This is a genomic window from Ensifer sp. YR511 (assembly GCF_900103045.1).
Lineage (GTDB): Bacteria > Pseudomonadota > Alphaproteobacteria > Rhizobiales > Rhizobiaceae > Ensifer > Ensifer adhaerens.
In genome coordinates this window covers 195,304-214,548 of record NZ_FNGR01000007.1, presented here as the reverse complement: position 1 = coordinate 214,548, position 19,245 = coordinate 195,304, and the positions used below count along the sequence as shown (strand labels likewise).

Here is a 19,245-nt window from a genome sequence, read left to right as displayed (position 1 = left end):
TCAAGATACTCTATGCTGAGATAAATGCATGGAGGTTTTGATGGATCGCGTCGACAGGATTTTGGCCCAATGGCACCGGGAGCGGCCGGACCTCGATGTTTCGGCCATGGGCCTGCTTGGCCGGCTCTCACGGGTTTCGACACATATCGCCCGGGAAATCGAGAAGTCGTTCTCCGAGCGCGGATTGAATGCGTCGAGCTTCGACGTGCTCGCGACGCTTCGTCGGTCCGGACCGCCCTATCGGCTTTCGCCCGGAGAACTTCTGGATACGACCATGGTCAGCTCCGGCACCATGACCAACCGCATCGACCAGCTTGAAAAGGCCGGGCTCGTCGAACGGATCGCCAATCCCGAGGACAGGCGGGGGGTGATCATCGCCTTGACGGACGAGGGCTTGCGCCGTGTCGACGAGGCCGCGACCGCGCATGTGGCAAACCAGCATCGCGTCGTTTCCGCGCTGTCGCCCGAGGAACGCGTAGTGCTCAACGCACTGCTGCGCAAATATCTCGCGACCTTCGAGTAGCCGCGATCACAAACTGGAGGCAAGCCGACGGACACGCTCCAGATGCGCCTTGCGCTTGGCGTCGGTCGCCCGGTCCATGTCGTGCAGCGCGAGCATGCGGAAGTTCAGTCCCTTGGCGCAGAAGGCGGCGATGCCGCGCTTCAAAAGCCGCTTCACCGGATTACCCATGTAGAGATGCACCACCCACCAGGGCGAGCCGGTCGTCGTCAGCGCCCAGAAGAGCTTGATATTGTGGAGCCGCGGGATGATGCGGCCGCCGGCCGGGTCGTTGTCGAAGGCGATGCCCGGCGCAAAGACGCGATCGAAGAAGCCCTTCAGGATCGCCGGAAAATTGAACCACCATTGCGGGAAGACGAGCACCAGCCCATCGGCCGCCTGCAGCCGGCCGATCCAATCTGCCGCGCCTGACCGATCATAGGTGTCGGTGAAGTAACTGCCGCGCTCGGCGACGCTGAGGCGCGGATCGAAATCCTCGCGATAGAGATCGAGTAAGTCGACCGAATGTCCCCTCGCCTCCAAGGCGGCGCGCGCTTCACGCGCCACGTTCGCGGCAAAACTGTCTTCGAGCGGGTGGGCAAGCACGAGCAGAATGCGCATGCGGTGTTCCTAACATATCGATCTGGAATCAAGATCCGTCGCCGGGAAAATGAGCTTAAAAATCAACCGAATACAATGCCGTTTTTCGCGACCGTCAGGCCGCGCCGAGGAGGCAGTCATGCGAGCCGACACGCTCGCTCCCTAGACCGCCAGCAGCCGCCTTCTTCAGAACGGGGATTTGCCCGATCCTGCCCGGGCTTCCAGCGCCAGTGTGTCGAAGACGGAGGGCGAGCGGCGCACTGACCAGGCGGAAATCAATTGCGCGGCGGCGTCATCGGCGGCCTGTCCCGGACCAAGCTCCAGATCGTAACACTGTCCGACGTGAATGCGGTGAAAATCATCTGCGGCGCTGCCGATCGGCCGGTCGGCGCGAAGCCGTTCGCGCCGGATGAGTTCGTCGCGTTCACAATGAAGCGCGACAAAAAACACATCGAACGGCTGAAGCATCACCGCGAGCTCAGACGCCCAGCCGGGCTCTTCGAGAATGTGCTCCAGCAGGAGATTGTTGCCGGCTGACGCATAGGCGACCAGCGAGCGGTGAAAACCGTCGAAGAAACGCGCCCGGTGTTCCTTCCAACGAAAATCGCCGCGGCGGAACCTTTCCATTGGCACCGTCCCCGAAGCGCGAAGATGGTCGATCGAAACATGCCAGAACGGCGCGCCGATCTGCGCCTGGACCGCCCGCGCCAGCGTCGATTTCCCGCTGCTGGAAGCGCCGTGGATGAAGATAATCTTGGCTCGCTCGACCATGCCGGGCTCCGTCACTTTCTTGCGAACGCTGGCGTTATGTCGTCGGCATGACAGCGTGATGACGCGCTAGAACAGGTTGCCCTGTTTCGGCGGGTCTCCCGCCGGGTCTGCGGGCTTCGGCTGCTTCTTGCGGGGCGCCGTCGGCGGAGAACCTGGCTCGCCCTCCCCGTCGCCGGCAATCGCCGACACGCGACCGTCGGCAAATTCCAGGCTTAGCGTCATCCCGACCGAGACGGACGCAGCCTGGCGCACCGGCCCGCCTTCGGCATCGCGCACCAGCGCAAAACCGCGCTGCAGGACGTTACGATAGGAAAGCGACTGCAGGATGCGATCCTGGGCGACGATGACGCTGCGCAGGCGTCGCACGTCGGCGCGCACGGCCGCATCGGACCGGGCAGCAAGCCCGGCGACGCGATCGGATGCCCGATGGATCTGGCCGATGAGGCGCGAGGGCAAGGCGCGCAGCGCAGCGTCGGCCGCAGAAACCCGCGCCTCGCCGCGATGGACTTGCCGCTCGACGATGCGGTCGGCCTTGTTCATGGCGTCGACCAGGCGCTGGCGACGCTCGGAAAGCTTGCCCTTGAGAAGATCGGCACGCAGCTCGGCAGACACGCGTTCGAACTGACGACGCTTGTTGGCCGTGTTCATCGTGAGCCCGCGCCCGAGCCCGAGTGCAGCCTCGTCGAAACGGCGGCGCGGCAGCGCCAGCAACTGGTCGAGCGACGGCAGCGCCCGCGCCAGAGACCGCACCGCCTGGCGGCGATTGTCCATCTGGCGCCCGACAGCCGACTTGAGGCGTGCCGACAGGCCGGAGAGACCGGCTTCGAGATCGGCCCTGACCGGCACCGCCATTTCCGCAGCACCCGTCGGCGTCGGCGCGCGCTGGTCGGCGGCATAGTCGATCAGCGTCCAGTCGGTCTCGTGGCCGACGGCCGAAATCAGCGGGATCCCGGAGGCGGCGGCGGCGCGCACGACGGCCTCGTCGTTGAAGCCCCAGAGGTCTTCGAGGCTGCCGCCGCCACGCGCGACGATCAGGACATCCGGCCGCGCAATCGGCCCGCCGGGCTCGATCGCGTTGAAGCCGCGGATCGCCGCTGCCACCTCGTCACCCGAGCCATCGCCCTGCACGCGAACCGGCCAGACGACGACATGGACGGGAAAGCGGTCGGCGATGCGGTGCAGGATGTCGCGGATGACGGCACCGGTCGGCGACGTCACGACGCCGATCACCTTGGGCATATAGGGCAGCTGCCGCTTGCGATTGGCGTCGAACAGCCCTTCGGCGGCCAGCTTGCGCTTGCGCTCTTCGAGCAGCGCCATCAGCGCGCCGGCGCCGGCCGGTTCCATCGTCTCGATAACGATCTGATACTTCGACGAACCCGGGAAGGTCGTGACCTTGCCGGTCGCGATCACCTCCATGCCCTCTTCCGGACGGAAGCGCAGGCGCGAGAAGGTGCCCTTCCAGATGACTGCATCGATGCGCGCCCGATCGTCCTTGAGCGCGAAATAGGCGTGGCCCGACGAATGAGGGCCGCGATAGCCGGAGATTTCGCCGCGCACGCGCACCTGGTCGAAGGCCTGTTCGACCGTTCGCTTGATCGAGCCCGAAAGCTCGGACACCGAATATTCGGTGAGGTTGCTCGGAGAATCGCTGTCGAAGAAAGAGGCCATTGCCTCTTTTACCGCACCCTTCGCCGAAGGCCAGCACATCCCTCACGCTTTCCACGCGCCAGGGGCGTGGCGCTCAAGGCGCCAGCGTATAGAGCCGGATGGGCGAGCCTTCCGAAACCGGCAGGGGCGACAGGAATGCCGGCACGCGCCCGGCGGCGAGATCCGCATAGAGACCACGCGGAGCGCGGGCAGCTATGACCTGCGTTTGAGCGTCAACGGCGCAGAAGGCGAGCACCGGCTGCCCCAGCTGGTGCAACAGGACGGCGGCGGCTTCGGGCTCGGCCAGGCCGATCTTCAGCTCGCGGAGCATGCCGCCGGCATTGCGATGATAGGGCGCGCTGAGCACGCGGTGTTCGGTGCGGCGAAGCAGCGTCGCGCCGATATCCGACGGTCCGACGACCAGCGACGGCGCCAGCCGCCCAATATCGGCAAGGGCGGCGTCGGTCAGGCACGCCTCGCCGTTCGTGACCGCTGCTTCCGCGGCAGCAAACCCGCTGATCCCCTTTTCCGCAAGCGTTCCGGCAACGGCCCACATCGCCGGAACGGAAACGAGCAGCGCTCCGACATAGAGAAGGGAGGCGCGGGCGCCAGCCGTTCCGCCGCTCGACCGCGCACGCAGGTCGGCAAGCAGCAGGGCCATCGGCACGATGGCGAGCAGGTTGGAAAATGCCATACCGCGAACCTGGACGAGGGCGATCGCCAGGCTCGAAAGCACCAAGGCAAGGAGCACCAGATGGAGATCGATCCGGTCGCGATGCAAGATGCGCCAGAGGCAGATGGCCGAGGCAAAGGCGCCGGTGAAATAGTAGGCGCCGATATTGGTCGGCTCCTGCGCAGCGATCAGCGTGACGGAACGGGCTTCGGAGATATGGTCGAGCCAGAGCTCGATGAGCAGCGGATCGAGACCGGCCAGTGGATTACCGAGGCATTGCGGCGCCACCGACAGGGCGACCGCGGCAACGACGAGACCGCAGAGAGCGAGCGCGCCGAAGCGCAGCGCTGGCGCGCGGTGGCTGACAGTGGCGGCGGCGAGCGCGAGGAGGACGCCTCCCGTCAGCGCCAGCGAATAGAAGGCGATCGAGAGATTGTCGCAGGTCGCGACGAAATAGAGGCGCGGCGGGACGGTCGAAAAGAAGATGACGCTGAGGCCGGCTGCCAGCGAGAGGCCGAAGGCGACGGTCGAACGCGCGGCCGTCTGGCCGGCCCAGAGCCACTGGCAGGCAACGATTGCGCAGACGACCGCCACGAGTGGCGTGGTTTCGGCACCTACGGCGATCGCGAGTGCGGCCGCCGCTCCCGCAAGCGCATAGTTTAGGGCACGATACCGTCGATCGACGAGCATCGCCGCCATGACCGCGGCCAGCACCAGTTGCACATTGTGGTGATCGATGGCCCCCCCGAGGAAACGGTTCGAGGTGGCGATGAAGATCGCGGTCAGCCCCAGGCAGAAATGCATGGCGACCGTGCCGCCGGCACGGCGTCCGGCGAGCCCCATCGCCGCAAGCAGCCCGACCGCGAGCGCCATCGGCCAGATCGCAAGCGCCAGGACTTCCGCCTGCTCCACGCCGACAAAAGGCCGAAAAATCAACATGAGCCCGGCGATCGGCAGATCGATCAGGCGCGACCAGTGCATCAGCGTTCCGCCCTCGAGCCCCAGGCGGGGCTGGGTGAGGTCGAACCAGCTCTGTCCGGCGAGGAGGTCGCGCACCTCGACCAGGCGCATGGCATCGTCATTGTCGCGGCCGAGATAATCCGGCGCCCGCATGAACTGGGTGACGAGGAAAAGAACCGTGGGCACGCCATAGGCGAGCACCATCCCAAGGAGGCTCGACGAGAGCCGCCGCTGCCTGGGCGTAGCCGCCATTTCCGGTAGTGCCGCCATTCCGCTCGACATAGGTTCCCGCCCTCTAGATCGCGTGGATCTTACGTCCCTGCGATCAAGAAAGCGTAAAGCGCGCGGCGGCGAGGCCGGTCGCTTCGACCGGCCCGCGCGGCGCACCTTGGCGTCTTGTTAACACCCTGATCCTATGATGGCGCGATCCAACAGCAACCGAGCCACCTTGATGTTCGACCGCTTCAACATCGCCGTTCTCCTGCCTTGCTACAACGAAGCATCGACCATCGGACAGGTGGTCGAGGGTTTCCAGACGGCACTACCGACGGCGCGAATTTACGTCTACGACAACAACTCGACCGACGGCACGGCGTTGAAGGCGATGCTTGCCGGCGCGACCGTCGTACGTGAACGCCGGCAGGGCAAGGGGCACGTGGTGCGCCGCATGCTCGCCGATATCGACGCCGACATCTATGTCATGGCCGACGGCGACAGCACCTATTGCCCGACCGATGCGGAAGACCTGATCCGCACCTTGATCACCGAGCGCGCCGACATGGTCGTCGGCACGCGGCGCGGCGTTCACGACGATGCCGGCAGGCAGGGTCACGCCTTCGGCAACAGGCTTTTCAACATTCTGTACCGGGAAATTTTCGGTACCGATTTCAACGACATCTTCTCCGGTTACCGCGTGCTCTCGCGCCGCTTCGCCAAGAGCTTCCCGGCGATTTCCAACGGCTTTGAAATCGAAACGGAGATGTCCGTCCATGCCTCGCGTCTCAAACTGCCGGTCGCGGAGCTTGAACTGGACTATGGCCGGCGCCCGGAAGGTTCCCATTCCAAGCTGTCGACGTACAAGGATGGCGCCAAGATCCTCTGGACCTTCGCCATGCTCATGAAAGAAACGCGGCCCTTCACGTTCTTCGGCGTGATCGCCATGGCGTTCTTTGCGACGAGCATCGGCTTCATGATGCCTGTCTTGCTCGAATATTTCGCCACAGGCCTCGTGCCGCGCATGCCGACCTGGGTCCTCGCGCTGGCCATGCTGATGATGTCGATCATCATGTTCACCGCAGGCCTGATCCTCGATTCGGTCTCGCGCGCCCGCACCGAGCAGCTCCGGCTGCACTACATCGCGACACCGGTACGGGCTGCGCCGCTGGAGAAGGTCGATAGCGGCGTCGCTCTGCCCCGGGGCGAGGACCAGGAAGCCGGCTTGCAGTCGGCACCACGCATTGTGCGGGAGCGCCGCGGATGAACCGGGAAACGACCAACCGCATACGCTTCCTGATCGAAGACGTCATGCCGCCGATCCTCAGGGATTCGCGCCTGTTCAAGGGTATGGCGAGCCTCGCCTGGGGCAAGCACATCGCCCATCTCGCCGACTTTCGCGCACGGGCGCCGTTCCTGTCGGCGAACGAGTACGAGGACCTCTACCGGCAGCACCCAAGAGTGCACGAGGGAACGGACAATTCCGAAGCCTGCGTGCGCAAGATCGCGGCAAGCGTCGTCGGCGACAGCGTCTGCGACGTCGGTTGCGGCACCGGCGTTCTGTTGAAGCGTATCCGGGAAGCCAAGCCCGACCTTAAACGCCTCGCCGGTGTCGACTTCGCCATCGACGATGCGGCCCGGATCGAAGGCATCGAATATCACGCCGCGATGATCGAGGACCTGCCCTTTGCGGACGGCGAATTCGACACGGTCGTCTGCACGCATGTGATCGAGCACATTCTCGACTACCGCAAGGCGATCGCCGAGCTTCGCCGGGTCACTCGCCGGCGCCTGATCATCGTCGTGCCGCGCGAGCGCGAGTACCGCTACACCTTCAATCCGCACTTCAATTTCTTTCCCTATACCCACTCCTTCCTGCGGGCGATGCATCCCGTTCCGGCCGAGCACACATGCGTCGATATCGGCCGCGATATCTTCTATTGCGAAGACAGAACTGCCGCGGCGGAGTGAGGCATGGCGATGAACCTCAATCTCACGCCCACCGTCTGGTTCGGGCTGTTCTTCACGCCGGTGCTGATCTCGGCCGGGCAGATCCTCTTCAAGCTGACAAGCGCGAAGACCGGGAATGCCAGTGCCCAGGGGCTCCTGGCTCTGGCCCTCAGCCCTACCCTGCTGATTGCGCTCGCCGTCTATGGCATCGGCACGATCATCTGGATCTTCACGATCAAGTCGGTGCCACTGACGATCGCCTATTCCTTCATGGGTCTTACCTTCTGCATCGTGCCGCTGCTTGCCGCCGTCTTTCTCGGCGAGGCGGTGACGCTGCGCTACGCCTTCGGCGCCGCGCTGATCATCAGCGGCATGATCATCATCAACTCCTAAGGGGATAAGCGGGCCTCATGATCGTCACCGCATCCTTCGTCCTCGGCATTGCCATATGCGGCCTCAAATCCGCCCGCGCCTGCCTGTTTGCCGGCACGGGGCTGCTGGCGCTTGCCGGCGCAAACGGCGACTGGATCCAGGCGGCGGCAGCGATCGGCGCTTACAACATGGGCGTCGCGCTGATGATTTGCGGCGCGATTGCCATCGGCCTGGAGCGCGACCGATAGCCGATCATCCCTTGCGTTCGAAAAACGTCCTGGTCTCCTCGTCGGCCGGAAAGAAAGATTCGATCAGCACCCCCTCGACCAGCGCATCCTGGGTCGAGCCGAAGGTCTGAAGCGTGGTGATGAAGCTTAAGCGCAAGCCGCCGACGTCGAGCTCGATCGGCAGCACCGGCAACCGGTCAGTGTCCGGATGGTTTTCGGTCGCACGCGTCACGGCCGGATTGGACGCCGCTTTTTCCAGCCGCTTGCCGAGGCGGCTGCGGGGACCCTGCAGCCAGGCTTCGGTTCTGACCCGCTGCACCAGATCGGCGGCCGCGGCCTCCCAGTTGACGACCAGCTTGCGCACATTGTCGTTGCCGAGAAAGGTGTCGAGAAAGTTCTCGCCGGGCTGGAACGGAATGTCGGCGGCAACCGCGAGGCTCGCCAGCGCCGGATTGACGACCAGCAGTGTATACTCGTGATCGAGCACCAGCCCCGGATAGGGATCGTGGCGCGCCAGGATCAGCCTGATGGCATTGGCAACGACCGGCGGCATGGCGTCCAGCCCGGAGGCGGGCCGCGTCGCCATCCGCGGTCGATAGCCGGCTGCCGAAAACAGCGTGCCCTGGTCGCGGGCGGGGACTTCCAGCACCGAGGCCAGCCGCAGGATCATGCCCTCCGACGGTTTCGAGCGGCCGGTTTCGAGAAAGGACAGGTGGCGCGCCGAGATGCCGGCGGCAACCGCAAGATCAAGCTGGCTCATGCGGCGATGCCCGCGCCATTCCTTCAGATGTTCACCAAACTGCATGGATCGTGATTCTCCGTTCTGCCGGAGAGTGGCGCGCGCCGGTCGTAAAATCCATTACCTCAGAGGTAATTGGTTTGATGACACCGAACCGGCAATCTCCGGTCATCGACAAACCGATGGAGCCGACGATGAACCTCTCGAACCGCAGCCTGCTCAACAAGACCTTCCTTGCCGACGGCGTCTACTCTCTTGCCGTCGGCGCCGTGCTGATCCTTTTTGCCGCCCCGCTTGCTTCGCTCTTCAGCCCCGCCGCGACAGCGCCGATGATGAAGATCCTCGGCGTCGGGTTGGTATTTTGGGGGATCTTCCACCTTGCCGCGGCGCGCAACGGCGGGCCGGTCGCAGCAGCGGCACGCGTCAGCATCGCTGGCGACATCCTTTGGCAGGTGGCAAGCGTAGCACTGCTGGTCGCGGCTTACCCGTTCCTCACAGTCGCGGGTATCGGCTTCATCGTCATCGGCCTGATCACGGTCGCCGACTTTCTGATCTTCAAGCTGCGCGGCCTTGCGCGGGAACAGGCAGCGATTGCCTGACGGGATGATCGCTGGAGATGAAGAGGAACGGGCCTGCCGGCAAAACCAGCGGGCCCTTTCCGTTGATCAGATGGTCTCCCAACCGTCCTTGGCGCTGGCGCGGTAGATCGCGTCGATGAATTTCTGATTGAGGCGGGAGTTTTCCAGCGTCACCACTTCCTCGTCCTCGCCCTTGGCCGCGCGGGCGAAAGCCTCCGCCTGGAGCTTGTACTGGCGCGCGTCCTGGAAGCGGAAAAGCTGGGATTGGGCGTGGTTCTGGTTCGTCAACTCCACTTCCTCGCGGCCATAGCGGTCAGCGTTGAAGGGCGACTTCACCTCGATGAAGCCCTTGTCGCCATGGAAGACCATGACCTGGCGGGCCGCCAACTGGGTGGAGATGTAGAAGCTCAGCTCGAAGTCGCCGAAATCGGCGCGCACGCTCGAATAGATATCCGTGCCGAATTCCGGATCGCGATCGGTGTTTGCCTGAACGCGCACCGGCTCCTTGGCCGTGACGAAGCGGGTGGTGATCGTCGGGTATACGCCGATATCCGGCAGGCCGCCGCCACCGAGCGCCGGGATGTTGCGCATGTTGTTGGGGTCGCGGTTGAAATAGGTGAAGGCGCCCTGGACGTGGCGCAGCCGGCCGATCGCGCCTTCGGCGATTAGGGAGCGGACCTTTCGCCAGACCGGGCTATAGGTGACCATGAAGGCTTCGGCGATTACGACGCCGTTGCGGTCACGTGCGGCGATGAGCTGGTCGATCTCAGAGGCGCGCAGGGCAATCGGCTTTTCGCAAAGCACATGCTTGCCGGCATTGGCGGCCTTGACCGACCATTCCACATGTTGCGCCGTCGGCAGCGGAATGTAGACCGCATCGATGACATCGGAAGCGAGCATCTCTTCGTAGGAACCGAAGGCGTGCGGCGCGGAGAAGCGATCGGCCATTGCCCGGGCCTTGGCGAAGTCGCGGCTGGCGACAGCCGAGACGACGGCATTTTCCGCATCCTGAATGGCCGGCACGACGAGGTCGCGGCCGATCCTGGCCGTGGACAGAATTCCGAAACGTAACATGACAAGGCTCCCTGATTTGGTGGCAGAGACTAGCGCCGAGGTACGTACCTAGCAAGCGGCAGTGAGCGGTTTGGCGAAGAAGTACGACGTGCAGAAAGTTGCCGAAAGGCGGGTGACAATGTCAGCTTTTCTGCCCTATCTTTCCTTCGCAATCCTCCCGATCGCAACATGCCCTCATCCAGTCCAATGGAGCGAAACCATGGAAAAACTGAGACTTGGCCGCACCGACCTGACAATTGCGCCCCTCGTCTTCGGCGGCAATGTCTTCGGCTGGACCGCCGACGAGAAGACCTCTTTCGCGCTGCTCGACGCCTTTTTCGATGCCGGCTTCAATGCCATCGACACCGCCGATGTCTATTCCTCCTGGGCGCCCGGCAATCAGGGCGGCGAGTCCGAAACGATCATCGGCAAGTGGCTGAAACAGTCGGGCCGGTCGCGCGACAAGGCCGTCATCGTCACCAAGGTCGGCTCGGAGCTCGGCCCCGACCGCAAGGGGCTTTCGCGCCGCTGGATCCTGCAGGCGGTCGAAGATTCGCTGAAGCGGCTCCAGACCGACCATATCGATCTTTATCTCTCGCACTGGCCAGACCCCGACACGCCTTACGAGGAGACGCTTGCGGCCTATGACCAGCTTCTGTCCGAAGGCAAGGTGCGGGCGATCGGCGCCTCCAACCTGAACTCGCTGCAACTGCGCGAGGCGCTCGACGTGTCCGCCAACCAGGGCCTGCCCCGCTATCAGGTGCTGCAGCCGGAATATAATCTCTACGACCGCGACGCATTCGAAGGACCGCTGCGCGACCTCTGCATCGCCGAGGAGATCGGCGTCATCAGCTATTTCGGGCTGGCGCGGGGCTTCCTTTCGGGGAAATACCGCACCCACAAGGACCTCGAAGGCTCCGTGCGCGGCAGCGGCGTCGAGAAATATCTCGACGGACGCGGCATGCGCATCCTTGGCGTTCTCGACGACATCGCGGCCGACACGGGCGCGACCCAGGCGGAAATCGCGCTCGCCTGGATCCGGACACGCAAGGGCGTCACAGCGCCGATCGCCAGCGCCACCAGCCTTGAGCAATTGCAAAGCCTCATTCGCTCCGCGGAACTCAAGTTGTCGGACGAGGCGGTGCAAAAACTCAACGACGTCGGTGAGTGACGGGAGCAAAAACCACACAATGGCATTGACGATACGCGCCGCGACTGGCGGCGACGAGGCGGACTGGCGCCGCCTCTGGGCTGGCTATGTCGCCTTTTCCGGCACCGATCTCGCCGAAGACATCATCGACCTCACCTGGAAGAGGCTTATGGATCCCGCCGCACCGCTCTTTGCGCGGCTGGCGATGCTCGACGGGCAGGTGGTCGGCTTTGCGATCTGCCAGGAGCAGCTCGCCACCTTCTTTCGCCAGTCGATATGCTACATCGAGGATCTCTATGTCGATCCTGCAGCGCGCGGCCAGGGCGTGGCGCGGGCGATGATCGACGATCTCATTGCGCATTGCCAGGAGAAGGGCTGGGACCGGCTCTACTGGTACACCGAGGCCGACAATGCGACGGCGCGGCGGCTCTATGACCGCTACTCCGGCACCGACGAGCACGTGCGCTACAAGGTGAATATCGGCGCGGCCCTCAAATCCGGAAACCCGGCATAGGCCTCGGCGTGGCGGCCGGCCTGGTTCTCCATGCCGGCCTTGGTCAGGACACCGCGCGGCTCAACGAAGCTCATGATCCGGCGCGCCGGCCGCTCGTGCCACTGGATGTTGAAAGCCCATAGCTTCGGGAAAAAGCAGAGCGAGGCGTAGGGCAGATGGTCGTGGATCCACCAGGCGATCGACTGCCAGCCGCCGATCTCGCCGCGTCGATCCCAGACCCAGGGAATGACGATGCAGGCGGTGGCGCCGATGCACCCGTCGGCATCGCGCATGTCCCAGATGTGGTCGGCGGCAGAGGCCGCATTGGTCGAGCAGTTGAGCCCATTGGCATTGCCGAAGCCGTTGACGGCGCGGTTGCGGTAGCCCGAGCGGATGACGAGGCGGCCGAAGGTCGCTTCCAGCGGTTCCAGCAGTTCCTCGCAGAGACGGCGCCCGGCCTCGATCGCCAGATCCGGATCATCGGGAATGTTCGGGATACGGTAGAAGTCGGCGATTTCCGAATGCAGGAAATCGCGAAAGAAGAAGTTTCGAGAAAGCCGCACCCGGCCGAGATCTTCAAGACCCTTCATCGAACCGGGCTTTTTCATAGGCCTTCCTCTCATCAAGACACGAAACCAATGGCATTCCATCCGGGCCCGTCGCGCCACCCGATTTTGCGCCGGCTGCTATCCGCTGTGCCGGAAGAAGTCGATGAAAGCGCGCAGTGCCGGCCGCATCTGCCGGCGGCTCGGATAGTAGAGATAGGGGCCGGCATAGGGCGCGCACCAGTCCTCCATGACGCGCACCAGCTTCCCTTCGGCAATCGCGGTCTCGACCCGTGAGAGGAAGAGATAGGCGAGACCGGCGCCGCCCATTGTCGCCTTGATGATCGGCCGGTCCTCGCCAAGGATCAGCGGTCCCTCGACCGATACCGTCAATTCCTCGCCATGCTTCTCGAATTCCCAGCGATAGAGCGTGCCGTTGGAGAAGCGCCGGCGGATGCAGCGATGCTGCGCGAGGTCGCGCGGATGCTGCGGCCGGCCATAGCGTTGGAAATATTCGGGAGACGCGACGACGGCGCTTTCCAGCTCCGGGCCGACCTTCACCGCGATCATGTCGGCCTCCAGGCTCTCGCCGAGCCGGATGCCGGCGTCGAAACCTTCTTCGACGATATCGGTGAAGCCGTCCTCGTTGGCGATTTCGAGCACGATCTCGGGATACCGATCCAGGAAGGCGCCCAGGCGCGGCGCCAGGATCAGATCGGCAGCGAACCGCGGTGCGGTGATGCGCAGATTGCCGGCCGGGCGCTCGCGGGCGTCGGCGGCTGCCTCCAGTGCATGGGCGATCTCGTCGAGCGCCGGCGCCAACCGTTCGAGCAGCCGGCGCCCCTCCTCCGTCGGGGCGACGCTGCGGGTGGTGCGGGCAAGCAGACGAATGCCGAGGCTCGCCTCGAGGCTGCCGACGGCGTGGCTGACGGCCGAAGGTGCGACGCCCAGTTCGCGCGCGGCACCACGAAAGCTGCCGTGGGCGGCGACGGCGGCCAATACCGCGAGTTGGGAGAGCTGTGTTCTGTTCATTGATCGAAATAATAGAACAGCCCGTGAGAATTGACAGTGATTTTCAGCCGCCCCATCGAGCCCTATTCTTCACATGTCGCCAGCGTCAGGACGAAGCGAGGAGCTCGTCTGGCGATGAGGCAGAGGAACCCGTCGCGCCGCCACAAAAGGGCGTGGGCGGCGGTGCCACCCACCATTTCATGCCTCGGACGATAGACGTGCGCTCCCAACGCGCTAGCTCCGACGCATGGCAGCCATAAAGGACACGACATGAAGACCCGCAAACTCGGAAGTGAGCTTACCGTCTCCACCATCGGCCTTGGATGCATGGGCATGAGTTTCGCCTATGGCGCTGCGGACGAAGCGGAATCGATCCGCACGCTGCAGCGCGCCGTCGATCTCGGCGTCACCTTCTTCGACACGGCCGAAGTCTATGGTCCCTTCGAGAACGAAAAGCTCGTCGGCAAGGCGCTCGGCCCGGTGCGTGACAAGGTGGTCATCGCCACCAAGTTCGGCTTCCGCATCGAGACCGGCGTGCCGAGCGTCCAGGCGATCAGGGGCGTCGACGGCCGGCCGGAGCATGCGAAGGCGGTAGCGGAAGCCTCGCTCAAGCGGCTCGGCACAGATGTCATCGATCTCTACTACCAGCACCGCGTCGACCCTGACGTACCGATCGAGGACACCGTCGGCGCCATGGCCGAGCTGGTGCGCGAGGGCAAGGTGCGCGCGCTCGGCCTTTCGGAAGCGAGTGCCGCCACCATCCGCCGCGCCCACAAGGTTCATCCGATCGCCGCGGTGCAGAGCGAGTATTCGCTGTGGACGCGCGATCCGGAAGAAGACGTGCTTGCCACTTGCCGCGAACTCGGCATCGGTTTCGTGCCATACAGCCCGCTTGGACGCGGCATGCTGACCGGCGCGATCCGCAAAGCCGAGGATCTGGAAGCCGACGATTTTCGCCGCTCGCTGCCGCGGTTCCAGGCGGAGAACTTCGACGCCAACGTCCGACTGGTCGAGACGCTGCAGGCGCTGGCCGAGGAGAAGGGCGTGACCGCCGCCCAGCTGGCGCTCGCCTGGGTCATCAACCAAGGCGATTTCATCGTGCCGATCCCGGGTGCCCGCAAGCTCGACCATCTGGAGCAGAACGCCGCCGCTGCGGAAATCCGGCTCACGGTCGAAGAAACCACCCGGCTGTCCGACGCACTCTCGCCGACCCTGGTCGCAGGAAAACGCTACACCGACGCCTCGCTGGCACTCACCAATCGTTGAGCCAAAATTTCTCTCCGCTCTCCCAGCGGAGAGAATGCCCATCGAAATTCCCGCTGAACGCACTACCTCTGAGCAACAAGCAACTGGGGAGGAGCGGGATGTCCGACGAGCAGGCGATCAGTGCAGTGGTGCACCTCTATGTGGACGGCATGGCATTTGCCAACGAAGGGGCGCTGCGCAAGGCGTTCCATCCCGATGCGGCGATCATCGGCAACTACCAGGGCGCGCTCGAATGGATGACGCGTGACGGCTTCATCAAGGCGATCCTCGATACCGGTGCGGCACCACCCGGAACACAGCCGGAAATGGACGTGCAGATGATCGACATCACCGGCGACGCCGCCACGGTGAAGGTCATCGACAGCTTCGCCGGAGAGCGCTTCTCCGATTACCTGTCGCTGGTGAAGATCGACGGCCGTTGGCTGATCGTCAACAAGATCTATCACCTGCACGCGCAATGACGGACGGCGGACCCGAGTCCACATCGACCGGCCGGCTGCTCGCCATCGACCATGTGCAGCTTGCGATACCGGAAGGCGGCGAAGACTTGGCGCGCGGCTTCTATGGCGGGTTGCTCGGACTGACGGAGGTCGTCAAGCCCGCCAATCTGCTTGGCCGTGGCGGCTGCTGGTTCGAGCGGGGCAGCATCCGCCTGCACCTCGGCATCGACCAGGATTTCGTGCCGGCGCGCAAGGCCCATCCGGCCTTTTTGGTCGACGATCTCGAGCGGATGATCCTCAGGCTCGAAGCCGGCGGCGTGACGATCGCCGAGGACGAGCCGCTTGCCGGCTACCGCAGATGTTATGTCAACGACCCGTTCGGCAACCGCATCGAGCTGATGCAGCGCGCGCAATAGGCCGCAACGAAAAGGGCCGCTGCGGTGCAGCGGCCCTTCGGTATCGGTTTTGTCGATCGGATCAGGCGCGCAGTACGCCGCCGGTCGTCTTCGTCACATTGGCGACGATCTTGGCGGTGAGCGCCTCGAAATCCTCGTCGGTGAGCGTACGCTCGACCGGCTGGATGGTCACCTCGATGGCGATCGACTTCTTGCCTTCGCCGAGCGATGCACCCTCGAAGACGTCGAAGACGCTGACGCCGGTCACCAGCTTGCGGTCGGCACCCGAAGCGGCGCGCAGGATTGCGCCGGCTTCCACGGCCTTGTCGACAACGAAGGCGAAGTCGCGCTTGACCGCCTGGAACGGCGAGAGATCGAGCGCCGGCTTGGTGCGGGTCGCCTTCTTCTTCGGCTCCGGCATGGCATCGACATAGATCTCGAAGCCGCAGAGTGCGCCGGAGACGTCGAGCGCTTCCAGCGTCTTCGGATGGAACTCGCCGAAGGTGCCGAGAACGATCTTCGGGCCGAGCTTGATCGTGCCGGAGCGGCCCGGATGATACCAAGCGGGACCGCCCGGTTCGAACTGGACGTTGCCCATCGGCACGCCGCAGGCTTCGAGCACGGCAATCGCGTCGGCCTTGGCGTCGAACACGTCGACCGGCTTGCCGCCGCCCTTGGCGGCGTTCGACCAGAGACGACCTGCACCGTTCAAGGAAGCCGTGCCGCGACGAATGCCGCCGGCTACGCGGCGCTGCGCGTCCGCCGTATCGCCTTCATAGGTGCCGGAGACTTCGAAGATCGCGACGTCGCCGAAACCCTTGTCGGCATTGCGCTGGGCAGCCGTCAAAAGGCCCGGCAGCAGCGACGGGCGCATGTCCGACATGTCGGAGGCAATCGGGTTCGCAAGCTTCAGTGCCGGTGCGCCGCCGCCAAAGAGCTTTGCCTGCTCTTCGGAGATGAACGACCAGGTAACGGCTTCGAGCATGCCGCGGCTGGCAAGCGCGCGCTTGGCAAGGCGCGTGCGGATCTGCAGCGTCGTCAGGATCTTGCCGTTGACGGTACCATGGCTCGGCAAGGGGGCTGCAACGATGTTGTCGACGCCGTGGATGCGCATGACCTCTTCGACGAGATCGGCCTTGCCGTCGACATCGGGACGCCAGGAAGGAACCGACACCTTGAAGCGGTCGCCAGAACCTTCGACGCCGAAGCCGAGCTTTTTCAGGATCGAGACGCTTTCCTCGGAGGAAACCTCAAGGCCCGTCAGGCGCTTCACTTCGGAAACCGGGAAGTCGACGATCTTCGGCTCATGGCCGGCATAACCGACCACTTCCGCCTTGGCGGCGGTGCCACCGCAAAGCGCGAGCACCAGTTCTGTGGTGCGCTCGAGACCGGGCACCATATATTCCGGGTCGACGCCACGCTCGAAGCGGTAGCGCGCATCGGTGATGATGCCGAGCGTGCGGCCGGTCTTGGCGATGTTCATCGGGTCCCAGAGAGCCGATTCGATCAGGACGTCGGTGGTGTTCTCGTCGCAGCCGGAATGTTCGCCGCCCATGACGCCGCCGATCGACTCGATCGCCTTTTCGTCGGCGATGACCACGTTGTTGGGACCGAGCTTATATTCGCGCTGGTCGAGCGCCAGCACCGTCTCGCCGTCCTTGGCGCGGCGGACCGTCAGGTTGCCCTTGACCTTGGCGGCGTCGAAGACGTGCATCGGCCGGCCCTGGTCGAAGGTCATGTAGTTGGTGATGTCGACCAGCGCATTGATCGGGCGGAGGCCAATTGCCAGCAGGCGCTGCTGCATCCACTTCGGCGACGGGCCGTTCTTGACGCCGCGCACCAGGCGCAGCGAGAAGCCCGGGCAGAGATGCCTATCTTCGCCGAGATCGAGCGTCAGCTTGGTGGGCGTGTCGCCTTCCACCTTGAAGGCCGGCGCCTTGCGCGCCTTCAAGGTGCCGAGGCCGGAAGCGGCGAGGTCACGGGCAATGCCGTAGACGCTGGTGCAATCCGGCCGGTTCGGCGTGAGGTTGATCTCGATCATCGGATCGTCGAGGCCGGCATAGGTCGCATAGCTCGTGCCAACGGGTGCGTCGGCCGGAAGGTCGATGATGCCGTTGTGGTCCTCGGAGATCTGCAGTTCCTTTTCCGAGCACATCATGCCGCGGCTTTCGACGCCACGGATGGTGCCGACGGCGAGCGTCACGTCGATGCCGGGAACATAGGTACCGGGGGCTGCAAAGGCGCCGACCAAGCCGGCGCGCGCATTCGGTGCGCCGCAGACGACCTGGATCGGAGCGCCGGCGCCGGTGTCGACCATCAGTACCCGCAGCTTGTCGGCGTTCGGATGCTGCTCGGCCGAAACGACCTTGGCGATGACGAAGGGCTTGAAGGCGGCCTTGTCGTCGACGTCTTCCACTTCGAGCCCGATCATCGTCAGGCGCGCGCAGATGTCTTCCAGCGAAGCGTCGGTTTCAAGGTGGTCCTTGAGCCAGGAAAGCGTGAATTTCATGATTTCACCTGTGTCCTAAATATCTACGCGCGATCAGGCCGAGAGACCGCCGAACAGCGTCGGCATGTCCAGCGGGCGGAAGCCGTAATGGGTCATCCAGCGAACGTCGGCGTTGAAGAAGTCGCGCAGGTCCGGCATGCCGTATTTCAGCATGGCGATGCGATCGAGGCCCATGCCCCAGGCAAAGCCCTGGTACTCGTCCGGATCAAGCCCTCCGGAGCGCAGCACGTTCGGGTGCACCATGCCGCAGCCGAGGATCTCCATCCAGTCGGTGCCTTCGCCGAACTTCACGATCGGGCCGGAGCGGTCGCACTGGATGTCGACCTCGAAGGACGGCTCGGTGAAGGGGAAGAAGGACGGGCGGAAGCGCATCGTCACCTGGTCCACCTCGAAGAAGGCCTTGCAGAATTCTTCCAGCACCCAGCGCATATTGGCGACGTTGGCCGCCTTGTCGATGACCAGGCCTTCGACCTGATGGAACATCGGCGAGTGGGTCGCGTCCGAATCCTGGCGGTAGGTCTTGCCGGGAATGATGATGCGGATCGGCGGCTTCTGCGCTTCCATCGTGCGGATCTGCACCGGCGAGGTGTGCGTGCGCAGCACCTTGCGATCGCCGTTCTCATCCGGGTTGAAGAAGAACGTGTCGTGCATCTCGCGGGCCGGATGACCTTCGGGGAAGTTCAGCGCCGTGAAGTTGTAGTAGTCGGTCTCGATATCGGGACCTTCGGCGATCGAGAAGCCCATGTCGCCAAAGATCGCGGTGATCTCGTCGACGATCTGGCTGATCGGGTGGATGCGGCCGCGCTCGGCCGGCGAGGAGCGGACCGGCAGGCTGATATCGACGGTCTCGCGCGCCAGGCGCTCGGCAATCGCCTGGTCCTTCAGCGCCGACTTGCGGGCGGCAATCGCTTCGGCGACCGTGTTCTTCAGCGCGTTGATCTGCGCGCCGCGGGTCTGGCGCTCTTCCGGCGTCATGGTGCCGAGCGTCTTCAGGAGCTCGGAGATCGAGCCCTTCTTGCCGAGCGCGTTGACGCGCACCGCCTCGATCGATCCTTCGTCGCCGGCGGCGTCGATGTCCGCCAGGAGTGTCCGTTCCAGTGTTTCCAGTTCGCTCATTCTGTCCTGCCTCGATGCGGGAATGGGTTCGGTTC

Annotated in this window: 21 protein-coding genes; 11 read left to right on the top strand and 10 right to left on the bottom strand. The window is 64.3% G+C overall.

What is annotated here, in order from left to right; genetic code table 11:
• Nucleotides 1-28: 28 nt before the first annotated feature.
• Complete coding sequence (locus tag BLU15_RS15610) at nucleotides 29-523, top strand: MarR family winged helix-turn-helix transcriptional regulator (RefSeq protein ID WP_029742901.1); 495 nt, start codon at nucleotides 29-31, stop codon at nucleotides 521-523.
• A gap of 6 nt (nucleotides 524-529) precedes the next feature.
• Here BLU15_RS15610 and BLU15_RS15605 read toward each other — a convergent pair whose 3' ends face one another.
• The 4 genes from BLU15_RS15605 to BLU15_RS15590 form a co-directional block, all read right to left on the bottom strand.
• The gene (locus tag BLU15_RS15605; protein ID WP_090296288.1) at nucleotides 530-1,120 is read right to left on the bottom strand and encodes an NAD(P)H-dependent oxidoreductase; all 591 of its coding nucleotides are present in this window, start codon (nucleotides 1,118-1,120) and stop codon (nucleotides 530-532) included.
• A gap of 165 nt (nucleotides 1,121-1,285) precedes the next feature.
• Complete coding sequence (locus BLU15_RS15600) at nucleotides 1,286-1,870, bottom strand: chloramphenicol phosphotransferase CPT family protein (protein WP_090296286.1); 585 nt, start codon at nucleotides 1,868-1,870, stop codon at nucleotides 1,286-1,288.
• Between the two features lie 66 nt (nucleotides 1,871-1,936).
• Complete coding sequence (xseA, locus tag BLU15_RS15595) at nucleotides 1,937-3,541, bottom strand: exodeoxyribonuclease VII large subunit (protein ID WP_029742898.1); 1,605 nt, start codon at nucleotides 3,539-3,541, stop codon at nucleotides 1,937-1,939.
• A gap of 73 nt (nucleotides 3,542-3,614) precedes the next feature.
• Complete coding sequence (locus BLU15_RS15590; RefSeq protein ID WP_090296284.1) at nucleotides 3,615-5,435, bottom strand: hypothetical protein; 1,821 nt, start codon at nucleotides 5,433-5,435, stop codon at nucleotides 3,615-3,617.
• A gap of 136 nt (nucleotides 5,436-5,571) precedes the next feature.
• On the opposite strand from BLU15_RS15590, the gene BLU15_RS15585 reads away from it, so the two are divergent.
• The 4 genes from BLU15_RS15585 to BLU15_RS15570 are packed head-to-tail and all read left to right on the top strand — an operon-like array spanning nucleotide 5,572 to nucleotide 7,936.
• Complete coding sequence (locus tag BLU15_RS15585; RefSeq protein ID WP_049811024.1) at nucleotides 5,572-6,633, top strand: glycosyltransferase family 2 protein; 1,062 nt, start codon at nucleotides 5,572-5,574, stop codon at nucleotides 6,631-6,633.
• A complete protein-coding gene (locus tag BLU15_RS15580; protein ID WP_060580604.1) occupies nucleotides 6,630-7,337 on the top strand; it encodes a class I SAM-dependent methyltransferase in 708 nt (235 codons plus the stop codon). Before BLU15_RS15585 ends, BLU15_RS15580 begins: the two co-directional genes overlap by 4 nt.
• A gap of 3 nt (nucleotides 7,338-7,340) precedes the next feature.
• Nucleotides 7,341-7,709: a DMT family transporter gene (locus BLU15_RS15575; RefSeq protein ID WP_244546751.1), complete on the top strand. Its 369-nt coding sequence runs from the start codon at nucleotides 7,341-7,343 to the stop codon at nucleotides 7,707-7,709.
• A 17-nt stretch (nucleotides 7,710-7,726) separates the two neighbouring features.
• The gene (locus BLU15_RS15570) at nucleotides 7,727-7,936 is read left to right on the top strand and encodes a hypothetical protein (RefSeq protein WP_090296281.1); all 210 of its coding nucleotides are present in this window, start codon (nucleotides 7,727-7,729) and stop codon (nucleotides 7,934-7,936) included.
• 4 nt (nucleotides 7,937-7,940) lie between these two features.
• Here BLU15_RS15570 and BLU15_RS15565 read toward each other — a convergent pair whose 3' ends face one another.
• On the bottom strand, nucleotides 7,941-8,720 hold the full coding sequence (locus BLU15_RS15565) for a helix-turn-helix domain-containing protein (RefSeq protein ID WP_090296279.1): 780 nt from the start codon (nucleotides 8,718-8,720) through the stop codon (nucleotides 7,941-7,943).
• 77 nt (nucleotides 8,721-8,797) lie between these two features.
• Here BLU15_RS15565 and BLU15_RS15560 point away from each other — a divergent pair, with 77 nt between their 5' ends.
• Complete coding sequence (locus BLU15_RS15560) at nucleotides 8,798-9,253, top strand: hypothetical protein (protein ID WP_051659679.1); 456 nt, start codon at nucleotides 8,798-8,800, stop codon at nucleotides 9,251-9,253.
• Nucleotides 9,254-9,319: 66 nt separating this feature from the next.
• Here BLU15_RS15560 and BLU15_RS15555 read toward each other — a convergent pair whose 3' ends face one another.
• Nucleotides 9,320-10,306, bottom strand: a complete 987-nt coding sequence (locus BLU15_RS15555) for a Gfo/Idh/MocA family protein (protein WP_029742452.1) — start codon at nucleotides 10,304-10,306, stop codon at nucleotides 9,320-9,322.
• 199 nt (nucleotides 10,307-10,505) lie between these two features.
• Here BLU15_RS15555 and BLU15_RS15550 point away from each other — a divergent pair, with 199 nt between their 5' ends.
• Nucleotides 10,506-11,456 carry an aldo/keto reductase gene (locus BLU15_RS15550; protein ID WP_029742451.1) on the top strand — a complete coding sequence of 317 codons (951 nt, stop codon included), beginning with the start codon at nucleotides 10,506-10,508 and terminating at the stop codon, nucleotides 11,454-11,456.
• Nucleotides 11,457-11,475: 19 nt separating this feature from the next.
• Nucleotides 11,476-11,949: a GNAT family N-acetyltransferase gene (locus BLU15_RS15545; RefSeq protein WP_090296277.1), complete on the top strand. Its 474-nt coding sequence runs from the start codon at nucleotides 11,476-11,478 to the stop codon at nucleotides 11,947-11,949.
• Here BLU15_RS15545 and BLU15_RS15540 read toward each other — a convergent pair.
• Nucleotides 11,901-12,536, bottom strand: coding sequence for a hypothetical protein (locus BLU15_RS15540; RefSeq protein WP_034804634.1), 636 nt, complete (start codon nucleotides 12,534-12,536; stop codon nucleotides 11,901-11,903). The two genes, BLU15_RS15545 and BLU15_RS15540, sit on opposite strands and share 49 nt — an antisense overlap.
• Nucleotides 12,537-12,614: 78 nt before the next feature.
• Nucleotides 12,615-13,505, bottom strand: a complete 891-nt coding sequence (locus BLU15_RS15535) for a LysR family transcriptional regulator (protein WP_034804636.1) — start codon at nucleotides 13,503-13,505, stop codon at nucleotides 12,615-12,617.
• A 249-nt stretch (nucleotides 13,506-13,754) separates the two neighbouring features.
• On the opposite strand from BLU15_RS15535, the gene BLU15_RS15530 reads away from it, so the two are divergent.
• The 3 genes from BLU15_RS15530 (at nucleotide 13,755) to BLU15_RS15520 (ending at nucleotide 15,606) form a co-directional block, all read left to right on the top strand.
• Nucleotides 13,755-14,750, top strand: coding sequence for an aldo/keto reductase (locus BLU15_RS15530; RefSeq protein WP_034804639.1), 996 nt, complete (start codon nucleotides 13,755-13,757; stop codon nucleotides 14,748-14,750).
• Nucleotides 14,751-14,848: 98 nt separating this feature from the next.
• Nucleotides 14,849-15,211, top strand: a complete 363-nt coding sequence (locus BLU15_RS15525; RefSeq protein ID WP_034804642.1) for a nuclear transport factor 2 family protein — start codon at nucleotides 14,849-14,851, stop codon at nucleotides 15,209-15,211.
• Nucleotides 15,208-15,606, top strand: a complete 399-nt coding sequence (locus BLU15_RS15520; RefSeq protein ID WP_089043130.1) for a VOC family protein — start codon at nucleotides 15,208-15,210, stop codon at nucleotides 15,604-15,606. The genes BLU15_RS15525 and BLU15_RS15520 overlap by 4 nt, the downstream gene beginning before the upstream one ends.
• 61 nt (nucleotides 15,607-15,667) lie before the next feature.
• On the opposite strand, the gene pheT is transcribed toward BLU15_RS15520, so the two are convergent.
• Nucleotides 15,668-18,094: a phenylalanine--tRNA ligase subunit beta gene (pheT, locus tag BLU15_RS15515; protein WP_090296274.1), complete on the bottom strand. Its 2,427-nt coding sequence runs from the start codon at nucleotides 18,092-18,094 to the stop codon at nucleotides 15,668-15,670.
• Nucleotides 18,095-18,127: 33 nt separating this feature from the next.
• Nucleotides 18,128-19,210, bottom strand: coding sequence for a phenylalanine--tRNA ligase subunit alpha (pheS, locus tag BLU15_RS15510; RefSeq protein WP_029742442.1), 1,083 nt, complete (start codon nucleotides 19,208-19,210; stop codon nucleotides 18,128-18,130).
• Nucleotides 19,211-19,245 lie beyond the last annotated feature (35 nt).